Source organism: Streptomyces albiflavescens (assembly GCF_014645835.1).
In the GTDB taxonomy this organism is placed as follows: Bacteria; Actinomycetota; Actinomycetes; order Streptomycetales; family Streptomycetaceae; genus Streptomyces; species Streptomyces albiflavescens.
Map to the genome: position 1 here is coordinate 722894 of NZ_BMMM01000001.1, position 17629 is coordinate 740522.

A 17629-nucleotide genomic window follows, 5' to 3' on the forward strand; every position below is an offset into this window, starting at 1 on the left:
GCACGCTGCCGCGCCAGGCACACTGCGTGCTCACCCCGCCCCCTCGACCCCTCGACCCCTGGCAGGCTGCGGTCCTGCTCGCCGCCCCTCGCCGCTGTCGACGAGCGCCGCCGACCCGACTCGCCGCAGCCCCAGGTCGACCGGGTCCGCGGCTACCTAGCGGTCGGCCTGCGGTCTGCGGTCTGCGGTCTGCGGTCTGCGGTCTGCGGTCTGCGGTCTGCGGTCTGCGGTCTGCGGTCTGCGGTCTGCGGAAATCCTGCGCATCAGCTTCTGCCGGTCTCGCCCCCGGGGCGTCCGCCTTCAGAAGACATTGAGCGCAGCCGCGCACCCCACCCCGCCCAGCAGCATGAACACCGGCATCAGCACCTTGAGCTCGACCCAGCTGCCGGCACGGAAGCGCATCGCCTTGGGCGGGCCGATCGGGTACCAGCGCTTGCGACCGACGGGGATGGGCCACAGGATCGGGCAGCCGGACACCGTCAGCGCGTCCCCGATGTCGTGCACGAGGGCACCCAGCACGATCGGGAGCCCGAGCCACAGGTATTCCTGGCCCGGCGCGGTGAACAGCCAGTCCGAGCCGTTGCCCGGCTTGTCCAGGACCCCGGCGAGGATCCAGGCGCTGGTCGCGGCCAGCAGCCAGACCAGGACATCGGCGCTGGAACCCCGGGTCGCCCGCCACAGCAGACCCTCGATGGCAAGCACCATGTGGACGAAGAGGATGGCCAGGACCGCCCACCGGCCGCCCGTGATCGCCACGACCGAGGTGCCCGCGCCGATCATCACCGCCCACAGCCAGGTGTGCGTCAGCGTGCGGTGGCCGCCGGAGCGTCGCGGGTCGCCCGGCTTCTTCGTCCCCTTGTAGACGGCGTACGAGAGCTTGTCGACGATCTCGCACAGGCCCCGCGAGAGCGGCCCGAAGGCGCGCGAGATGGTGGCCGCCTTGTGGTCCAGGTCCGGGGCGAGCGCGGCGCCCGCGCAGATCAGCGCGCCGACCAGGAGGACAGGCCAGGGCATGGTGTGGCCGGCCGCGGCGGCCGCCGCTCCGACGCCGAGCCAGGCCGCGGCTCCCGACAGTGAGTGTGCTGGTCCCATCATGGCCGTTCCCCGCCCCATTCCTCTTGTACCGCTGTCCAGTTGCCCGTGTGCGCTGACGCTGCGTCGGCGCCACAGCGTAGCTCCCGTGATCTTCCGACCAGCATCCGATTCCCCCATCGGGCGGGTTGACAGGCAAGATGGGGGCGTGACCCTTATCGATCAGCTGCCGCAGACCGCAGATCCCGACGCCCTCTACGAAGCCTTCGAGTCGTGGGCCGGGGAACGCGGTCTCACCCTCTACCCGCATCAGGAGGAGGCGCTGATCGAGGTGGTCTCGGGTGCGAACGTGATCGTCTCGACGCCCACCGGCTCGGGCAAGAGCATGATCGCCGCGGGTGCGCACTTCGCGGCGCTCGCCCGTGACGAGGTCACCTTCTACACAGCACCGATCAAGGCACTCGTCTCGGAGAAGTTCTTCGAGCTGTGCAAGATCTTCGGCACCGAGAACGTCGGCATGCTCACCGGCGACGCCTCCGTGAACGCCGACGCCCCCGTGATCTGCTGCACCGCCGAGGTACTGGCGTCCATCGCCCTGCGGGACGGCAAGCACGCCGACGTCGGCCAGGTCGTGATGGACGAGTTCCACTTCTACGCGGAGGCCGACCGCGGCTGGGCCTGGCAGATTCCGATCCTGGAACTGCCGCAGGCCCAGTTCATCCTGATGTCGGCGACGCTCGGCGACGTCTCGATGTTCGAGAAGGACCTGACCCGGCGCACCGGCCGCCCCACATCGGTGGTCCGCTCGGCGACCCGGCCCGTGCCTCTCTCCTACGAGTACATGCTGACTCCGCTCACCGAGACACTCACCGAACTGCTCGCGACCAAGCAGGCTCCCGTCTACATCGTGCACTTCACCCAGGCCCAGGCGGTGGAGCGGGCGCAGGCGCTGATGAGCATCAACATGTGCACCCGCGAGGAGAAGGACCAGATCGCCGAGCTGATCGGCAACTTCCGCTTCACCACCAAGTTCGGCCGCAACCTCTCCCGCTATGTGCGCCACGGAATCGGCGTGCACCACGCGGGCATGCTGCCCAAGTACCGCCGACTGGTGGAGAAACTGGCCCAGGCCGGACTCCTGAAGGTGATCTGCGGCACGGACACACTCGGAGTCGGAGTCAACGTCCCCATCCGTACCGTGCTGTTCACGGCACTGACGAAGTACGACGGCAACCGGGTCCGGACACTGCGCGCCCGCGAGTTCCATCAGATCGCCGGCCGCGCCGGGCGAGCCGGATTCGACACGGCCGGCTTCGTCGTGTCGCAGGCGCCCGAGCACGTCATCGAGAACGAGAAGGCTCTCGCCAAGGCGGGCGACGACCCGAAGAAGCGCCGCAAGGTGGTGCGCAAGAAGGCTCCCGAGGGCTTCGTCGGCTGGACGGACAACACCTTCGAGAAGCTCATCGCCTCCGAGCCCGAGCCGCTGACCTCGCGCTTCCGCGTGACGCACACCATGCTGCTGTCGGTGATCGCCCGGCCCGGCAACGCCTTCGAGGCGATGCGGCATCTACTGGAAGACAACCACGAGCCGCGCAAGCAGCAGCTGCGCCACATCCGGCGGGCGATCGCGATCTACCGCTCGCTCCTCGACGGCGGCATCGTCGAGAAGCTCGACGAACCGGACGCCACGGGCCGTATCGTGCGCCTCACTGTCGACCTCCAGCAGGACTTCGCGCTCAACCAGCCGCTGTCGACCTTCGCGCTCGCCGCGTTCGAGCTCCTGGATCCCGAATCCCCCTCGTACGCCCTCGACATGGTGTCCGTGGTCGAGTCCACGCTGGACGATCCGCGGCAGATCCTCGCGGCCCAGCAGAACAAGGCGCGCGGCGAGGCCGTGGCCGCGATGAAGGCGGACGGCGTCGAGTACGAGGAGCGCATGGAGCGGCTCCAGGACGTGTCGTACCCCAAGCCGCTGGAGGAGCTGCTCTTCCACGCGTACAACACCTACCGAAAGAGCCATCCGTGGGTCGGTGACCATCCGCTGTCCCCGAAGTCCGTGATCCGTGACATGTACGAACGGGCCATGTCCTTCACGGAGTTCGTCTCCTTCTACGAGCTCGCCCGTACCGAGGGCATTGTCCTGCGCTACCTCGCCAGCGCCTACAAGGCCCTTGAGCACACCGTCCCGGACGACCTCAAGTCCGAGGACCTGGAGGATCTGATCGCCTGGCTGGGCGAGATGGTGCGCCAGGTCGACTCCAGCCTCCTGGACGAGTGGGAGCAGCTCGCCAACCCCGAGGAGATGACGGCCGAGGAGGCCCAGGAGAAGGCCGACCAGGTCAAACCGGTCACCTCCAACGCCCGCGCCTTCCGCGTCCTCGTCCGCAACGCCATGTTCCGCCGCGTCGAGCTCGCCGCTCTCGACAACGTCGACGAACTCGGCGAGATGGATGGCGACTCCGGCTGGGACGCCGACGCCTGGGGCGAGGCGATGGACAAGTACTGGGACGAGTACGAGGACCTCGGCACCGGGCCCGACGCCCGTGGTCCCAAGCTGCTGTCGATCGTGGAGGAGCCGCAGAACGGCCTGTGGCGCGTCCGTCAGACCTTCGCCGACCCGAACGGCGACCATGACTGGGGCATCAGCGCGGAGGTCGACCTCGCGGCCTCCGACGCGGAGGGGCGCGCCATCGTCAAGGTCACCGACGTCGGCCAGCTGTGAGCACAGGAGAATCCCACACATGACGAACCCTGCCGAGAGGCTCGTCGACCTGCTCGACCTGGAGCAGATCGAGGTCAACATCTTCCGTGGCCGCAGCCCGCAGGAGTCACTCCAACGCGTCTTCGGCGGCCAGGTGGCGGGCCAGGCGCTGGTCGCCGCCGGGCGCACCACCGAGGGCGACCGGCCGGTGCACTCGCTGCACGCGTACTTCCTGCGCCCGGGCCGACCGGGCGTGCCGATCGTGTACCAGGTCGAACGGGTCCGGGACGGGCGGTCGTTCACCACCCGCCGTGTCACCGCCGTGCAGCAGGGCCGCACGATCTTCAATCTGACCGCCTCCTTTCACAAGCCTGAGGTGGGGAGCTTCGAGCACCAGCTGCCGCCGGCCCGCGAGGTTCCGGACCCGGAGTCGCTGCCGACGGTGACGCAGGAGATCAAGGAGCATCTGGGCGCGCTCCCCGAGGCGTTGGAGCGCATGGCACGGCGCCAGCCGTTCGACATCCGCTATGTGGACCGGCTGCGCTGGACGCCCGAGGAGACCAAGGACGCCGAGCCGCGCAGCGCGGTGTGGATGCGTGCCGTCGGACCGCTGGGCGACGACCCGCTCGTGCACACCTGCGCCCTCACGTACGCGAGCGACATGACCCTCCTGGACGCCGTCCGCATCCCCGTGGAACCGCTGTGGGGTCCGCGGGGCTTCGACATGGCTTCGTTGGACCACGCCATGTGGTTCCACCGGCCGTTCCGCGCGGACGAGTGGTTCCTGTACGACCAGGAGTCCCCGATCGCGACGGGCGGACTCGGACTCGCCCGCGGACGGATCTACGACCTGAAGGGACGGCTGCTCGTCTCGGTCGTCCAGGAGGGACTGTTCCGGGCGCTGTAGAGAAGTGCCCGGCCCTCCTCGGCGAGGTATTGCGACGCTGCCGGGGACGGTCGGTCAGTCAGGCGTTGTGCTCCACCGTGGCCACATCTCGCAGTGTCGCTGTGGCGATGGCGGCGACCTCGCCGGTGAGCCGGTCGATCTCGGCCAGCGCCTGGCCGGTGCGTCGCCGCAGTGTGCGGGAGATCTGCTTCAGGCGGCGTCCTGCTGATCGGCCGCGGTCCCGGAAGCGGGTGCGCCTGGCGGCGCCGGTGGCCTTGATCCGCTGCGGCGTACGAGTGTGAGCAGCGTCGTTGGGTGCGGTACCGGGGAGGTCCGCGGGATTCGGCAGAAACGCCGCCAGCTCAGCGAGTCCGCCTCGCGCCATCGACCGCCGGACCCTGACCCGGGTTCCCAGGCCACACGGCTTGACGGAGGAGCGCGGCGCGGCGGGCTTCAATCGGTCGAGACAGTGTGCCTCGAGTCCGGGGGATGGTCCCGCGACCTCGCCGGGCGAGGCCGAGGTGATGCTCTGCTCCCCGCGCCCGTGGGGGAGGTTCTTTTGGCTTTGTTCTCGACTTCCGGCAGCCACCAGGGTCTGTCGGCGGGGTTGGCCTTGGCGTCGTACCACTTGATGCATTACGAATGCCTCTGGCGGTGGCGAACGATGACGCTGCGGGTGCACGATGCAGCCGATCGCATCGATGTGCACGAGACCGTGCTCCGTGAGCGCACATCGCCGCCTGCGCACTGACTGACCTGGAGGGACCACAGCGTGATCATCTTTGGCACCAAGGGCTACCTGTATCAGCTCGCGATACTGACGCTGGTGTGCGGCCAGTGCGGCAATCCCTCCGCGCACACGCTCAGGAAGCGCGTCACGAAGTTCACGCTGTTCTTCGTTCCGCTGTTCCCGTTCTCGACGAAGTACGCGACGCAGTGCTCCTTCTGCGGCGCGGAGCAGAAAGTGACCAAGGAGCAGGCGGAGCAGCTGCTGGCGCAGCCCTCGAGCGGCCACGGCAGTCAGACGTTGGGGCAGCAGCCGTACCAGTCCTGAGCGGGTTCGTGCGCGCCTGCTCCCCGCGCCCGCGGGGATGGCCCGCCACGGTGCCCGCCGGTCCCCGTGTGCGGAACTGCTCCCTGCGTGTGCGGAGATACCCCTGGAGGGCCTTCGACGGCTACACCACTCACGGGCTCTCTGCGGGCCAGAACTGGAGGACGTGTTCCTCTACCTCGTACACACCGATGAGGAGGCGGCCCTTCCAGTGGTAGGGGGGTTGGAGGCCGGACCGGTTGAACAGGTGCTCCGGCGGCATGGGGTCTTGGAACATGTCGTCGGAGTCAGTGCCAGTAGTGAAGCTGGCCGGGGTGTCGGTGGCGGTGCAGGCGAAGGTTTCGGTGTGAGTCCACTCCCCCGGCAGTGGCTCGGGTTCCTGGTCGTAGATGAGGAAGCTGATCTTGATCGGCTCCCACTCGGTGGATCCTGCGGTGATGGTGAGGCAGCTCTTGTTGTCGGTGACGGTCATGCGGGTGTGGGAGGTCATGGAGGGCAGGGCGATGCCCTCGGGTTCTCCCATTCCGATGACATAGAAGGCGTGGTTCAGGGTGGCCATTCCGGTGTACTCAACTACCGGCACGATCTCTGTCATAGGCGTTTCTTTCCTCCGTCATAGGGTCAGGCCCCTCGCGCCAAGGGGCGTGAGGGGCCTGCCGGTGTTGGGTTGGCGGTGTTACGCGCCAGCCTGCACGTAGAACTTGTCCCCCGGCAGGACGTGGTAGCGGCTGTAGAAAGTTCGGATGATGCCGCCCTGCTGGCGGTTCTCCTTCAACGGCACCCACCTGATAGACCGGTTGGGCGGGTTGTAAGTCCGAGATGCGTGCCGGATAGACGCAGCCTGCGCCGTACTGGCGGTCCTCGTCGTCGCAACGGTAGGTGGATCCGACGTAGGCGGTTTCACCGCTGGTGTGGCCGGGCTTCTTGAAATCGAATTCGTAGCGGGTGTGGCTGGAACGCGGGTGGCCCCTGCTGACGGTGAAGGTGTGGTCCGCCGATCCGGTGTGGGCGGAGCCGTTCAGGGTGAACGGGGAGGCAAGGCCGCCGCCGACGTGGGCCTGGCAGCCGGAGCCGCAGGAGGGGTGGAAGGTGGTGCTGATGCCGCCGGCGCTGCCGGTAAGCGGACCAACACCTGCCGCAGTTCCGCGCGCTGCAGCGTCTGCTGGGCGTGCCGGTCACGGCACGCGGTCGTCACCGAGACGCTCGCCGCTGTCGGAGTCATCGCCGACCCCGTCGCCCCACGGGTCGACCAGCTCGCCAAGCCCAAGATCACCGAAGCTTCCCGTGCCGTGGCCGTGTCGAGTGGCTTCCGCCGCCCGTACCGCAGCCACGACCGGTGCACCGAGCGCTCCCTGGGCTCACCGCCCTTCAGAGGTCTGCGGACGGTGACCCTTCCGGCTGCCGCGCGTCCACGCCCAGGTGCTCGCCGACCCGGTTCACGAGAAGCGTCATCTCATAGGCGACCTGGCCGATGTCGGCCTCCGCGGCGCTGAGGACGCACAGGCAGCTGCCGGCGCCCGCGGCGGTGACGAAGAGCACCGCATCGTCGAACTCGACCATTGTCTGGCGCACTTGACCCGCGCCGAAGTGACGGCCTGAGCCCTTGGCCAGGCTGTGCAGGCCCGACGAGATCGCGGCGAGGTGTTCGGCGTCCTCGCGCCGCAGCCCCGTGCTCGCGCCCGTCACCAGTCCGTCGTTGGACAGCACCAACGCGTGCCGTATGTGTTCGACCCGCTCGGTCAGGTCGTCCAGCAGCCAGCCGAGCCCCGTGTTCTGCGCCATGTCCCGCTCTCCCCGTGTGTCCATCCCCCTGGCCGGAGGATCTGACCAGCCAGCCTTCCCCACAGCCGCCCTCCGGGCAAGGAGGATGGTCGGCATGGCACAGAAGATGACCGACGAGCAATGGCGGGCGTTCGTCTCGCACGGCACCCGCACCGGAAAGCTGTCCACTGTCCGAGCCGACGGAAGTCCGCATGTGACGCCGATCTGGTTTCTGCTGGACGGCGACGACGTGGTCTTCAACACCGCTAAGGAGAGCGTCAAGGGACGGAACCTGGCCCGGGACGGCCGGGTCGCGCTGTGCGTGGACGACGACCGGCCGCCGTTCGATTTCGTCATGCTTGAGGGACGGGCGACGCTGTCCGAGGAACTCGACGAACTGCGGCACTGGGCCGCTCGAATCGGGGCCCGCTACATGGGAGAGGAGCGTGCCGAGGAGTTCGGGAAACGCAACGGGGTTCCTGGTGAACTCCTCGTACGCGTACGGGTCGAGAAGGTCCTGGCCTACGCCTCCGTGGCCGACTGAGCGCATCGGCCTCGACGGGAGCGGCCACTGCCCCCGTGAGGTCGCTCCTCATATCAGCCGACGGAGTCGAGCAGCCGGGCGGTGTGCACCCGCCCGGCGTACTCGACGAGACGAATCAGCACCTCCTTCCCGGAGTCGCGGTCACGTGCGTCGCAGAGCACCACGGGCGTGCCCCGGTCGAGGTCGAGGGCGCGCGACACGTCCTGGGCGCCGTAGGCGCGGGCGCCCGCGAAGCAGTTGACGGCCACCACGAACGGGATGTGCCGGTGCTCGAAGTAGTCCACCGCGGGGAAGCAGTCCTCGAGCCGCCGGGTGTCCGCGAGGACGACGGCTCCGAGGGCGCCCTGCGACAGCTCGTCCCACAGGAACCAGAACCGGTCCTGCCCCGGGGTTCCGAACAGGTAGAGCGAGAGGCCGGACCTGATGGTGATGCGTCCGAAGTCCATGGCGACGGTCGTCGTGACCTTCTGATCCACGCCGTCGGTGTCGTCCACCGACTGCCCCGCCTCGCTGAGCAGTTCCTCGGTACGCAACGGCCTGATCTCACTGACCGCGCCCACCAGGGTGGTCTTGCCCACGCCGAATCCGCCGGCGACCAGTATCTTCAATGCCAGGGCGGTCATCTCGCCACCCGAGGCGTCGGGGTTCTCGGAGACCATCGATCACTTCTCTCGGGAGTGCCGACAACGGTCGACGTCGGTACATCTGTGCGGGACGTGCGTCCTATGTGGGCGGGTGTGCGTCGGTACATCTGTGCGGGAGTGCGAAGTCAGCATCATGACAACTGCGGCTCCTACTCGAGGGATTGGACCGCAATGTGACCGTTCTGACCGACTCCTGCCCAATCCGTGCCCGGAGGTGGGCACAAAGAGGTCCAAGGACAAACCGAGGTGATTCATCTAGAGCGCCCTCAGTCCCTCGATCACCTCACGGAGAATCCGCTCGTCGGGCAGTTGTGCGGGCGGTACGGGGCGGCTGACGGTGACGCAGCCCATTTCCAGGAGGTCACCGAGGAGCACCCTGACCACGCCCACCGGCAGGTCGGCGTCCGCGGCCAGTTCGGCCACCGACTGCGTCTCGATACGGCACAGTTCGATCAGTGCCCGGTGTTCCGGTCCGAGCGAGGTGTCGTCGTCGACGCCGGGTGCGCCCGCGTCGAGCGTGACCAGGGCGATCAGGTCGAAGCGCACCCCGGTGGGGCCGGGTTTGGTGCGCCCACCCGTCATCGCGTAGGGGCGGACGAGTGGTCCGGCCTCGTTGTCGTACCACTGGCTGCCCGGCGTGTCCTCGATCATCTGCACCGACCGTCCCCGGTCATCCGGCGGCGGGCGGCTGTGCGGCGACACGCGTCGGCGTGTACAGGTGCTCGCCGACGCGCTTGACCAGCAGCGCCATCTCGTACGCCACCAAGCCGATGTCGGCCGTGACGGCGGTGAGGAGGGCGAGGCACGAACCGTCCCCCGCCGCGGCGACGAACAGGAAGCCGTCGTCCATCTCCACCATCGTCTGACGTACGCCGCCGGCGCCGAAGTGGCGGCCCGCACCCTTGGCCAGGCTGTGGAAGCCGGAGGCGACGGCGGCGAGGTGTTCGGCGTCCTCGCGCCGGAGGCCGGTGGACGCGCCCACCGCGAGACCGTCGTTCGACAGCACCACGGCGTGTCGCACTTCGGCCACGCGCAGCACCAAGTCGTCCAGCAGCCAGTCGAGTTCGCCGGACCGCTGGGCGGCCCTCATGCTCGGATCCTGGATCATGCGGGGTCTCCTTCGCTGCTGTCGCTGCCCGCTTCCGGGTCGGGGGCGGCGCCCAGGCCGGGTGACCTGCCGCCGCCGCGTGCCCAGCCGTCGCGGTAGGCCGCCATACGGTCCCGTACGAGTTCGGGGGTGCGCTGGTCGTCGCTCCGGGGACCCGGCGTTTCCGCCGGCTCCTCGGAGCGCTGTGCGCGCAGTTGCGGGGCGAGGCTCGCCTGCCGCACACGCCGTGGGAGGTCGTCGGAGCCTTCGGAGTCGTCCGGGGGACGGTGCAGCCGCAGCGTGGTGACTCCAGGCGGAGGGCTTTCCGACGAACCGTTCACGGGGGCTTCGGGGGCTGCCTGTACCGGGGGCACCAGTGCGGGCCGCTCGGTGATGGCCTGGACCGAGTCCTGTTCCGGGGCCGCCGACACGCGCGCGTACTCCCGTTCCGCGGGCCTGTCGATGTCCGCCCTGCTGGGGGAACGTTCCGCCGCGCCGCCTTGCAGCAGGGCCGTGGGCAACAGAACGACCGCGGTGGTACCGCCGTAGGGCGAGGTCCGCAGGTGCACCTTGATGCCGTGCCGGGCCGCCAGCCTGCTGACCACGAACAGGCCGAGCCGGTCGCTGTCGAACAGGTCGAGCGCCTCGGACTGCTCGATGCGCCGGTTGGCCTCGGCGAGCGTCTCCTTGCCCATGCCGAGCCCCCGGTCCTCGACCTCGACCGCGTAGCCGTTGCCGACGGGCTCGCCGGTGACCCGCACCCGGGTGTGCGGCGGCGAGAACTGTGCGGCGTTCTCGACGATCTCCGCCAAGAGGTGCGTGAGGTCGGCCACCGCGGCTCCGACCACGGATGCCTCGGGAAGTTGTCGTACCTCCACGCGCGCGTAGTCCTCGACTTCGGAGACGGCCGCACGGACCACGTTCGTCAGTGAGACCGGCATGCGCCAGGCCCGGCCGGGAGCGGCTCCCGAAAGAATGATCAAGCTCTCCGCGTGACGCCGCATCCGTGTGGTGAGGTGGTCGAGCCGGAACAGGTCGCTCAGCTCGTTCGGATCCTCCGACCTGCGCTCCATGCTGTCCAGCAGGCTCAGTTGACGGTGTACCAGAACCTGGCTGCGGCGGGCGAGATTGACGAAGACCCCGGAGATTCCGCTGGCGAGTTCCGCACGCTCGACGGCGGCGCGCAGGGCGGCCCGGTGCACGGTACCGAGGGCCTCCGCGACCTGTCCGGTCTCGTCTTCTGCGGGCGGCCCGGGCGGGGCCTCGGCACGGACGTCGATCTCCTCCCCCGCTCGCAGTTTGCGCATGGCCTGCGGCAGTTTGCGGCGCGCGATCTCCAGGGCGCTGTTGCGCAGGCTCACCAGCTCGACGACGAGCCCGCGTCCGATGCGTACGGAGATGACGAGCGACGCGACGACGGCAGCGAGCCCGAACAGGACCGCGGCACCGGCGGGGGTGAGCAGACCGCGGGTGAACGGGTCGGCCCGGTCCGCGACACCGCGGCCCGCGTTCGCCTCGATCGTGTGCATTCCGTGCTGCACGCGCGCGTGGGCCGTGTTCCAGGCGGCCTCCGGCGCGGCGTCGATCGCCTTGCCACCGGGGCGGGAGACCAGCACCTTGTCCTCGACGGCGCGCACGTCGGCGTACGCGCTCCCCTCCACGAGGTCGTGCCAGGCGGCTCGCTCGGGCCCACGCAGATCCGCGACGGCCGCATCGGTCAGGGTTCGGCGGGTGTCGACGGCACCGGTGAACAGCCGCAGCCGTTCACCGTCGAGGCTCCCGGCGACCCGCGCGCCGGACAGCACCGCGTCCTCCTGGGCCAGTGACTCCCCGGCCCGGGAGAATTCGAGCAGCACGCGCGCGTCGGAACCGAGGTCGGCGTCCTGGATGCCGGTGAGGGCGCCGCCTACGCCGAAGGCCGTCGAGATGGTCCTGGTGTACTGCCCGTACGCCTCGTCCCATCCCGTACGGCGGTCCAGCACGGCGGTGCGCAGGGACGGCACTTGTTCGGCTGCGGCGACGAAGGCTTCGAGGCGCCCGGCCACTCCCGCCGGCAGGTCGGCACCGTCGGCGACGGTGTTGTGGTCGCCCAGTCGCAGCTTCGCCACCGCGCGGTCGGTGTGCCGTGCCAGTTCCTTGAGGTCGTTCGGCTGTTCAGTGGCCGGGTCGGTCGCGTAGCGGACGGCGGCCGCGCGTTCGGCCTGGAGGGCGGCGACGGCTGCGTCGACGGGGGCCCGGACGGTCGAGTCCACGCGCTGCAACTGCCGTAGCCGCGCGACGTCCTGGGCGGTGCTCACCGTGGCGTACGCCCACAGCGCGAGCAAGGAGATGACCGGCACCATCAGCAAGCAGACGATCTTGGCTCGTACGGTGCGGGGCCGGATGCGCCACCCGCCCGCGCGTGTGGGTGCCTCCGACGGTGGCCCCGCGACGGTTTCGTCGGCGTCCGCGCGCTCGTCGGCCGGCGGGCCGGCATGCGCGCGGCGACCGCGCGCCAAGGGCTGGGGCGGCGGCTCGGCGCCGGCTGTGGGGGTCCTACGGGGTGTACGCATGGCCTCCTCGCTCGGAAAGGTTCGGGGCGTGTCTTCCGGGCCGTCGTGGCTCCGGGCCCGCGACTAGCGGGCGACGCTCTCGACCGGCCGCTGGGCCGATGCGGATGCTTCGCGTTCGTCGGACGTCGGCGACAGCGCGACGAACGCCGATGTCAGGAAGAGATAGGACCCGAGGCCGACGGCGAGGGGGAAGATGAACTGCATCGCCGTGGCCCCGGGCAGGGCCTGGGCGGAGGGGCTGACGCGCACGCTCACCGCCATCATTCCGGTGTAGTGCATGCTGCTCACCGCGCCGCCCATGACGAGGGAGGCGACGGCGACCGCCACGGGCGACTTGATGTTGAGCGCCGCCCACAGGGCTGCGGTCGCCGCCACCACGGCGATCACGACGGAGAGCCCGACCAGGACCGGGTCGTAGCGCACTTGGCCGTGCAGCCGCAGCGCGGCCATGCCCAGGTAGTGCATGCTCGCGACGCCGAGTCCGGTGGTGAGCCCGCCCAGGACGAGTGCTCGGCCCCGGTCGCGGCCGTAGCCGACGGCGAAGACGCCCGCGCCGACGACGACCATGGCGACGAGCAGACTGAGGATGGTCAACGGCACGTTGTAGCGCATCTCCGTACCAGTGACGCTGAATCCGAGCATCGCCACGAAGTGCATGGTCCAGATGCCGGTACCGATCGCGGAGGCCGCGGTGAGGAGCCAGTTGCGGCGCGAACGCCCGGTGGTGCCGAGCGCGCGGACCGTGCAGCGCAGCCCCAGGGCCGCGCCTATGCAGGCCATCACGTACGACAGCACGGGGGTCAGCCAGCCGAAGGCGGCGTGGTCCAGGTGTCCCATGGCCCAGGGACGCTAGTCCGGGCAGGGGCGCGCAAAGGGGGCGCATTTCGAAAGCTGTTGGAATATGACGAAGAGATGTACCTGAACGATCGCGTCGCGCTCGAACGTGCGCACCGCGACGTCCTTCGTGTCGGTGAGGGATCATGCGGAACATGAGTGACGACCACACACACGTCCAGGAGTTCTTCACGGCCCGCGCGGCGGACTGGGACGAGCGGTTCCCCGACGACGAGCCGGCGTACGCGGCCGCGGTCGCCGAACTCGGTCTGCGCAAGGGCGACCGCGTGCTAGACGCGGGCTGCGGCACCGGCCGCGCCCTGCCGCCCTTGCGCGCGGCCGTGACGGCCTCCGGAGTGGTCGTCGGGGCCGATCTGACCCCGGCCATGCTGGAGGCCGCCGTACGGGCCGGACGGGACCGGGACGGGCAGTTGCTGCTCGCCGACGTCGCCGGGCTTCCGTTCCGCACGGAGTCGCTGGACGCGGTGTTCGCGGCGGGCCTCATCGCGCATCTGCCGAACCCGGCGGAGAACCTCAGGGAGCTGGCACGCGTGGTGCGGCCGGGCGGCACCCTCGCCCTCTTCCACCCGATCGGCCGGGCGGCGCTCGCGGCCCGTCAGGGCCGCCGGATCACCCCGGACGACCTGCGCGCGGAGGCCAACCTCCGTCCCCTGCTGGCCGAATCCGGCTGGGACATGACGTCGTACGTCGACGAGGACGACCGCTTCCTCGCACTGGCCGTACGCCGCGCCTGAAGAGTAGGACGCCGCCGGTAAAGCGTCGGGCCCCGCCCGGACACCGCCGCGGCTGAGCCGTCAGCCCTTACCGGCGATCTCCGCCGCGAGGGCGCCGGGGTTGTCGAACATGACGTTGTGCCCGGCCCCGGGCACCGTCACGACCCGCACTCCGGCGGTCTCCAGGCGTTCCCTGCCCGGGAGTTCACCGCTCAGCTCGCCCTGAAGGTAGACGCGGTCCACCGTCAGCGCTTCGAGCATCCGGCGCATCGTGGGGTTCGTGCCGCGCCCGAGGCCCGTCGCCGTGCGGTGCAGGGCCCGCGGATCGGCGAGCCGCATGGTGGCCGCCCAGGAGGGACCGATCTTCTCCAGCACGCGCGCGTGGCCGCCGTCTTCGACGTACTCGTCCTCCTCGTATGCGGCGATGCCGCTGCTGCCCGCGGTGCCCGTAGGATACGGGTCGAGGCTGGCCTCCGTCAGGACCAGACGTGAGACGAGTTCGGGCCGCCGATGGGCGAGCACGATGGCGACGGCGCCGCCCATGCTGTGCGCGACCAGCTCCGTGCCCGTAAGGCGGGCCGCGTCCAGAGCCGCCGCCAACGCATCCGCGTGCTCCTCCAGGGTGTATCCGAAGTCTGTGGGCCGGTCGCTGATGCCGTGACCCGGCAGGTCGACGAACAGGGTGCGGCGACCCGCCAACTCGGGCCTGGCCGCGATATGGGCGTGGTAGACCGTCGAGGCCGCACCCAGGCCGTGCACGTACACCCGCGCCGGTTCGGCGCCCGCCACCTCCGTCCAGCGGATCAGGCTTCCCTTGTCGTCGAATTCGGCCTGCTGCATCACGCACTCCCCTGTGCCGCTTCGTGGTGTCTCACGCCTCCAGGAGGATACATCGGTATCGATGTATAGAGGAAGCGATGTACAGCGAGCGTGCGGCAGAATGTGAGCATGCTGGAGCTGGCCATCCTCGGTTTTCTGTACGACGCCCCGCTGCACGGCTACGAGCTGCGCAAGCGCATCACCGCGCTGACCGGGCATGTGAAACCCGTGGCGGAGAGCACGCTGTACCCCGCCATCAAGCGGCTGGAGAAGGCGGACCTGCTGGCGCGGGCGACCCAGCCCGGTTCCGTGGCCGCCCCCCGTCATGTCCTGACACTCACCGAGACAGGAAGAAACGAGCTGTGCCGCCGGCTCGCGGAACCGGCACAGCGCGACATCACCGACGAGAACCGCTGGTTCACGGTGCTCGCCTTCCTCAGGCACCTGGACGACCCGAGCGCGCAGGCGGCCGTGCTGCGGCGCAGGCTCGCCTTCCTGGAGGAGCCTGCGAGCTTCTTCTACTCCGGTGACCGGCCGCTGCGCGCCGAGGAACTGGACGACCCCTTCCGCCGCGGCATCCTCACCATCGCGCGGGCCACGAGCCGAGCCGAACTGGCCTGGCTGCGCGCCACGATCGACTCACTCGACGCGGGGAGCCCGTGAGACGGGGCAGCCGCGGACACCGGGCACCGGACAGGTGCCCAGCTCGGCGACGCGGTAGCCGTCCGGGTAGCCCTTGATCTCCCAGTTCTGCCTCGCAAAGTGCGGGGAACGGCGCGGCGGCATCAGACGGACCAGTCGGCCACGCGCGCGCACCGCACGGCGGACCAGTGCGCGTGTGGCGGCGCTCGGGGGTTCGTACCGGAAGGCCTGAAGCAGCGGTTCGTCGAGCAGGGCGAGGGTCGAGGCGCGCAGCAAGGGTGCGAGAGGACGCGGGTACCAGGAGGCCATCAGATCCAAGGTCGCGTCCGAGACCCGCCGCGCACCCTCGTCCCAACCGAAATGGGCCTCCTCGTAGGCGTCGAGGCAGGCCTCGAACTCCTCGTAGGTCTCCGGGATGTCCTTGATGCCCATGTGCCGCCCCAGGATGCGGTAGTGCACGGTGGACGCGACGATCTCGTGGCGCGACAACCTGCGCCATCCATAGGCCTCGATCCACCGCTTGGGCATCACCACGAAGGTGCAGAGCACGTAACGCATGTCGTCATTGCTGATGTCGTAGCTGCCGTGCATCTGGTTGATGCGGCGGATCGCCGTCCGGCCCTCTTCGCCATCGAAACCGTGCTCGACGATGGCGTCGAGAAGCAGCGCGGTGTCGTCGTAACGCTTCTGCGTGCGGTCCGTGAGCTCCGCCGTCCGGGCAAGCAGGCGACCGATGCTGGGAACGGCGTAGGTGCGGTAGAGCGCCAGTTCCAGGGCTCGGGTGAAGTCCCAGGGGAATTCGTACGCGGAGGTGAGCCGATAGATCTCCGAGGCTTCCTTTTCCGGGTCCATCCGCCGGATCCGTGCGAGCCGCTCGTACCGCTTCACCGGGCCGTCCCCCTTCTGTCGCCGCGGCTCCAACTCTACGTTGAATAGCGGCAGATGAAAGATCGGCGATGACCATCGCGCAGGGGGAAGGTGGCCTGATGTCCGGCATGATCGGCAGACTCCGCAAGAAGTGGCAGAAGAAGACGGCCGAGGGGCCCGGGGAGCGGCGGCCCGTGACGCCGCGGCCGGAGAAGCGTGCGCACAATTTGTTCGAGGCGGCCGCGGCGTATGTGTCCGCGTGTGCGGAGGACGACCAGGACCAGATCGACGAGGCAGCGGCCTGGGTGTCACCGGAGGCGCTGTCGTTCGGGGTGAACGAACTCGCCTGCCGGGCCGTGATCGCCTTGGCGCGGGAGCGCGACGAGTCGCCCCGCACAGTGGCCCGCACACTGCTCGGGCTGCCCGTGGCCTGACCTCGGGGCCGGAACGGTCGTTTCGCCCCTGTCCAGCCGGATAACAGCAGCTCCGGGTGTGCTTCGGGCCCGTGACAAGCGCCTTCCGGTCGCATTATGGTGCGCCGACGAACGTAGCGATGGGGAGGCTGGGATGACCGGGACGGACGATGGCGCCGTCGCCACCGGGGACGACGACGCGCTGGACGATGACGCGCTGTATGTGCTGACGGCGGTGTTGCTGACGCCCGCCAAGTTCCCCAGCGTGCTGGGGGACGACTACCCGGAGGCCTGTGCGGCGCTCGGCCTCGCGCCGCTCGCCGACGGGTACGGTCTCGTGCTCGGCCAGGACGGCGAGGGCGCGCGGTGGACGGTGGTCGTGGACGACGTCTCGCTGGTCGCTGTCGCCATCGCGTCCTGGGACTGCGGCATGGAGCACGACCTGTCGCCGGACGAGCGCACGGTCGTCGCCGCGCTGCCCGGCTGGCCCCTCGAGGTCGCCGTCTCGGCCCCCGGGGTGCCGGCACCGCACGACCCTTCCGACGAGCTCACGGAGCGGCCCCCGCTCAGCCCGCCGGACACCACCACGTGGGGTCCGGCGCAACGGCGCCTCGGCGCCGACGAGATCGCGCTGCAGTGGGCGATCTGGCGGGAGCAGATCGACGACGCCGAGTTCGTGACGTCGGAGGGGACGGCCCAGGCCGAGGTGGCCCCGGCCGAGGACGCGGCTCAGGAGGAGAGCGGCGACGGCGAGGCACGCAGCGGTGTCCGCCGGGTCCTCGCCGAGGCCCGCTCGTATGTGGACACACCGCCTCCGCTCGGTCGTGTCCGCTCGTCCTTCGCCACAGGCGACGCCCGGACCCTGCGGGCCGACGGCCCCGGCTGGTCCTTGGTCGCGAGGACCGACGACATCGCGTTCGTCCTCCTGGACGAGGAGCCCGGAGAGGTCCTGCCCGTCGGTCGCGGACCGGAACTGCCCGGGCTCCTGGAAGCCCTCGACAAGATGGCGGTACGTCCCAGCTGAGGGGCTGTGCCACAGGTGATCCCCGTGGTACGGCCCCT

At 69.7% G+C, this 17629-nt stretch carries 19 protein-coding genes and 1 pseudogene; 8 read left to right on the plus strand and 12 right to left on the minus strand.

Translation table 11 applies throughout. The annotated features are described in order from the left end of the window. Positions 1-300: 300 nt before the first annotated feature. Positions 301-1095 (minus strand): metal-dependent hydrolase, encoded by a 795-nt coding sequence (locus IEY95_RS03055; RefSeq protein WP_189184225.1) that lies wholly within the window; start codon positions 1093-1095, stop codon positions 301-303. 145 nt (positions 1096-1240) lie between these two features. On the opposite strand from IEY95_RS03055, the gene IEY95_RS03060 reads away from it, so the two are divergent. After that, positions 1241-3754: a DEAD/DEAH box helicase gene (locus IEY95_RS03060; RefSeq protein WP_189184226.1), complete on the plus strand. Its 2514-nt coding sequence runs from the start codon at positions 1241-1243 to the stop codon at positions 3752-3754. Positions 3755-3773: 19 nt separating this feature from the next. After that, entirely contained in the window at positions 3774-4640 is an 867-nt protein-coding gene (locus IEY95_RS03065) for an acyl-CoA thioesterase (protein ID WP_189184227.1), read from the plus strand. Positions 4641-4701: 61 nt separating this feature from the next. Here the strand turns inward: IEY95_RS03065 and IEY95_RS03070 are convergent. After that, positions 4702-4994: pseudogene (locus IEY95_RS03070) on the minus strand (ISNCY family transposase); the annotation flags it as partial. Positions 4995-5391: 397 nt separating this feature from the next. Here IEY95_RS03070 and IEY95_RS03075 point away from each other — a divergent pair. Beyond that, positions 5392-5673, plus strand: coding sequence for a zinc-ribbon domain-containing protein (locus tag IEY95_RS03075; RefSeq protein ID WP_189184228.1), 282 nt, complete (start codon positions 5392-5394; stop codon positions 5671-5673). Positions 5674-5803: 130 nt separating this feature from the next. Here IEY95_RS03075 and IEY95_RS03080 read toward each other — a convergent pair whose 3' ends face one another. From IEY95_RS03080 to IEY95_RS03090, 3 genes are all read right to left on the minus strand, one after another. Then, complete coding sequence (locus IEY95_RS03080; RefSeq protein WP_189184229.1) at positions 5804-6265, minus strand: hypothetical protein; 462 nt, start codon at positions 6263-6265, stop codon at positions 5804-5806. Between the two features lie 81 nt (positions 6266-6346). After that, complete coding sequence (locus IEY95_RS51010) at positions 6347-6574, minus strand: NucA/NucB deoxyribonuclease domain-containing protein (RefSeq protein ID WP_444544755.1); 228 nt, start codon at positions 6572-6574, stop codon at positions 6347-6349. 464 nt (positions 6575-7038) lie between these two features. Beyond that, positions 7039-7452 carry a roadblock/LC7 domain-containing protein gene (locus IEY95_RS03090; RefSeq protein WP_189184231.1) on the minus strand — a complete coding sequence of 138 codons (414 nt, stop codon included), beginning with the start codon at positions 7450-7452 and terminating at the stop codon, positions 7039-7041. Between the two features lie 94 nt (positions 7453-7546). Between IEY95_RS03090 and IEY95_RS03095 the strand changes: the two genes are divergently transcribed. Beyond that, positions 7547-7975, plus strand: coding sequence for a PPOX class F420-dependent oxidoreductase (locus IEY95_RS03095; protein ID WP_189184232.1), 429 nt, complete (start codon positions 7547-7549; stop codon positions 7973-7975). 53 nt (positions 7976-8028) lie between these two features. On the opposite strand, the gene IEY95_RS03100 is transcribed toward IEY95_RS03095, so the two are convergent. From IEY95_RS03100 to IEY95_RS03120, 5 genes are all read right to left on the minus strand, one after another. Continuing rightward, complete coding sequence (locus tag IEY95_RS03100) at positions 8029-8634, minus strand: GTP-binding protein (protein ID WP_189184233.1); 606 nt, start codon at positions 8632-8634, stop codon at positions 8029-8031. A 240-nt stretch (positions 8635-8874) separates the two neighbouring features. Beyond that, positions 8875-9270: a DUF742 domain-containing protein gene (locus IEY95_RS03105; RefSeq protein WP_189184234.1), complete on the minus strand. Its 396-nt coding sequence runs from the start codon at positions 9268-9270 to the stop codon at positions 8875-8877. Between the two features lie 19 nt (positions 9271-9289). Continuing rightward, positions 9290-9727 carry a roadblock/LC7 domain-containing protein gene (locus tag IEY95_RS03110; protein ID WP_189184235.1) on the minus strand — a complete coding sequence of 146 codons (438 nt, stop codon included), beginning with the start codon at positions 9725-9727 and terminating at the stop codon, positions 9290-9292. Beyond that, positions 9724-12258 (minus strand): sensor histidine kinase, encoded by a 2535-nt coding sequence (locus IEY95_RS03115; RefSeq protein WP_189184236.1) that lies wholly within the window; start codon positions 12256-12258, stop codon positions 9724-9726. Before IEY95_RS03115 ends, IEY95_RS03110 begins: the two co-directional genes overlap by 4 nt. Before the next feature lie 63 nt (positions 12259-12321). Then, positions 12322-13095 carry an MHYT domain-containing protein gene (locus IEY95_RS03120; protein WP_189184237.1) on the minus strand — a complete coding sequence of 258 codons (774 nt, stop codon included), beginning with the start codon at positions 13093-13095 and terminating at the stop codon, positions 12322-12324. 152 nt (positions 13096-13247) lie between these two features. Here IEY95_RS03120 and IEY95_RS03125 point away from each other — a divergent pair, with 152 nt between their 5' ends. Then, positions 13248-13847: a class I SAM-dependent methyltransferase gene (locus IEY95_RS03125; protein WP_189184238.1), complete on the plus strand. Its 600-nt coding sequence runs from the start codon at positions 13248-13250 to the stop codon at positions 13845-13847. Between the two features lie 60 nt (positions 13848-13907). On the opposite strand, the gene IEY95_RS03130 is transcribed toward IEY95_RS03125, so the two are convergent. Beyond that, positions 13908-14666, minus strand: coding sequence for an alpha/beta fold hydrolase (locus IEY95_RS03130; RefSeq protein ID WP_189184239.1), 759 nt, complete (start codon positions 14664-14666; stop codon positions 13908-13910). A gap of 108 nt (positions 14667-14774) precedes the next feature. On the opposite strand from IEY95_RS03130, the gene IEY95_RS03135 reads away from it, so the two are divergent. Further along, a complete protein-coding gene (locus IEY95_RS03135; protein ID WP_189184240.1) occupies positions 14775-15308 on the plus strand; it encodes a PadR family transcriptional regulator in 534 nt (177 codons plus the stop codon). On the opposite strand, the gene IEY95_RS03140 is transcribed toward IEY95_RS03135, so the two are convergent. Continuing rightward, entirely contained in the window at positions 15285-16175 is an 891-nt protein-coding gene (locus tag IEY95_RS03140) for an oxygenase MpaB family protein (protein WP_189184241.1), read from the minus strand. The genes IEY95_RS03135 and IEY95_RS03140 overlap by 24 nt on opposite strands. A 107-nt stretch (positions 16176-16282) precedes the next feature. Here IEY95_RS03140 and IEY95_RS03145 point away from each other — a divergent pair, with 107 nt between their 5' ends. Beyond that, complete coding sequence (locus IEY95_RS03145; RefSeq protein WP_189184626.1) at positions 16283-16588, plus strand: hypothetical protein; 306 nt, start codon at positions 16283-16285, stop codon at positions 16586-16588. Positions 16589-16721: 133 nt separating this feature from the next. Continuing rightward, entirely contained in the window at positions 16722-17591 is an 870-nt protein-coding gene (locus IEY95_RS03150) for a hypothetical protein (RefSeq protein ID WP_189184242.1), read from the plus strand. Positions 17592-17629: the final 38 nt, after the last annotated feature.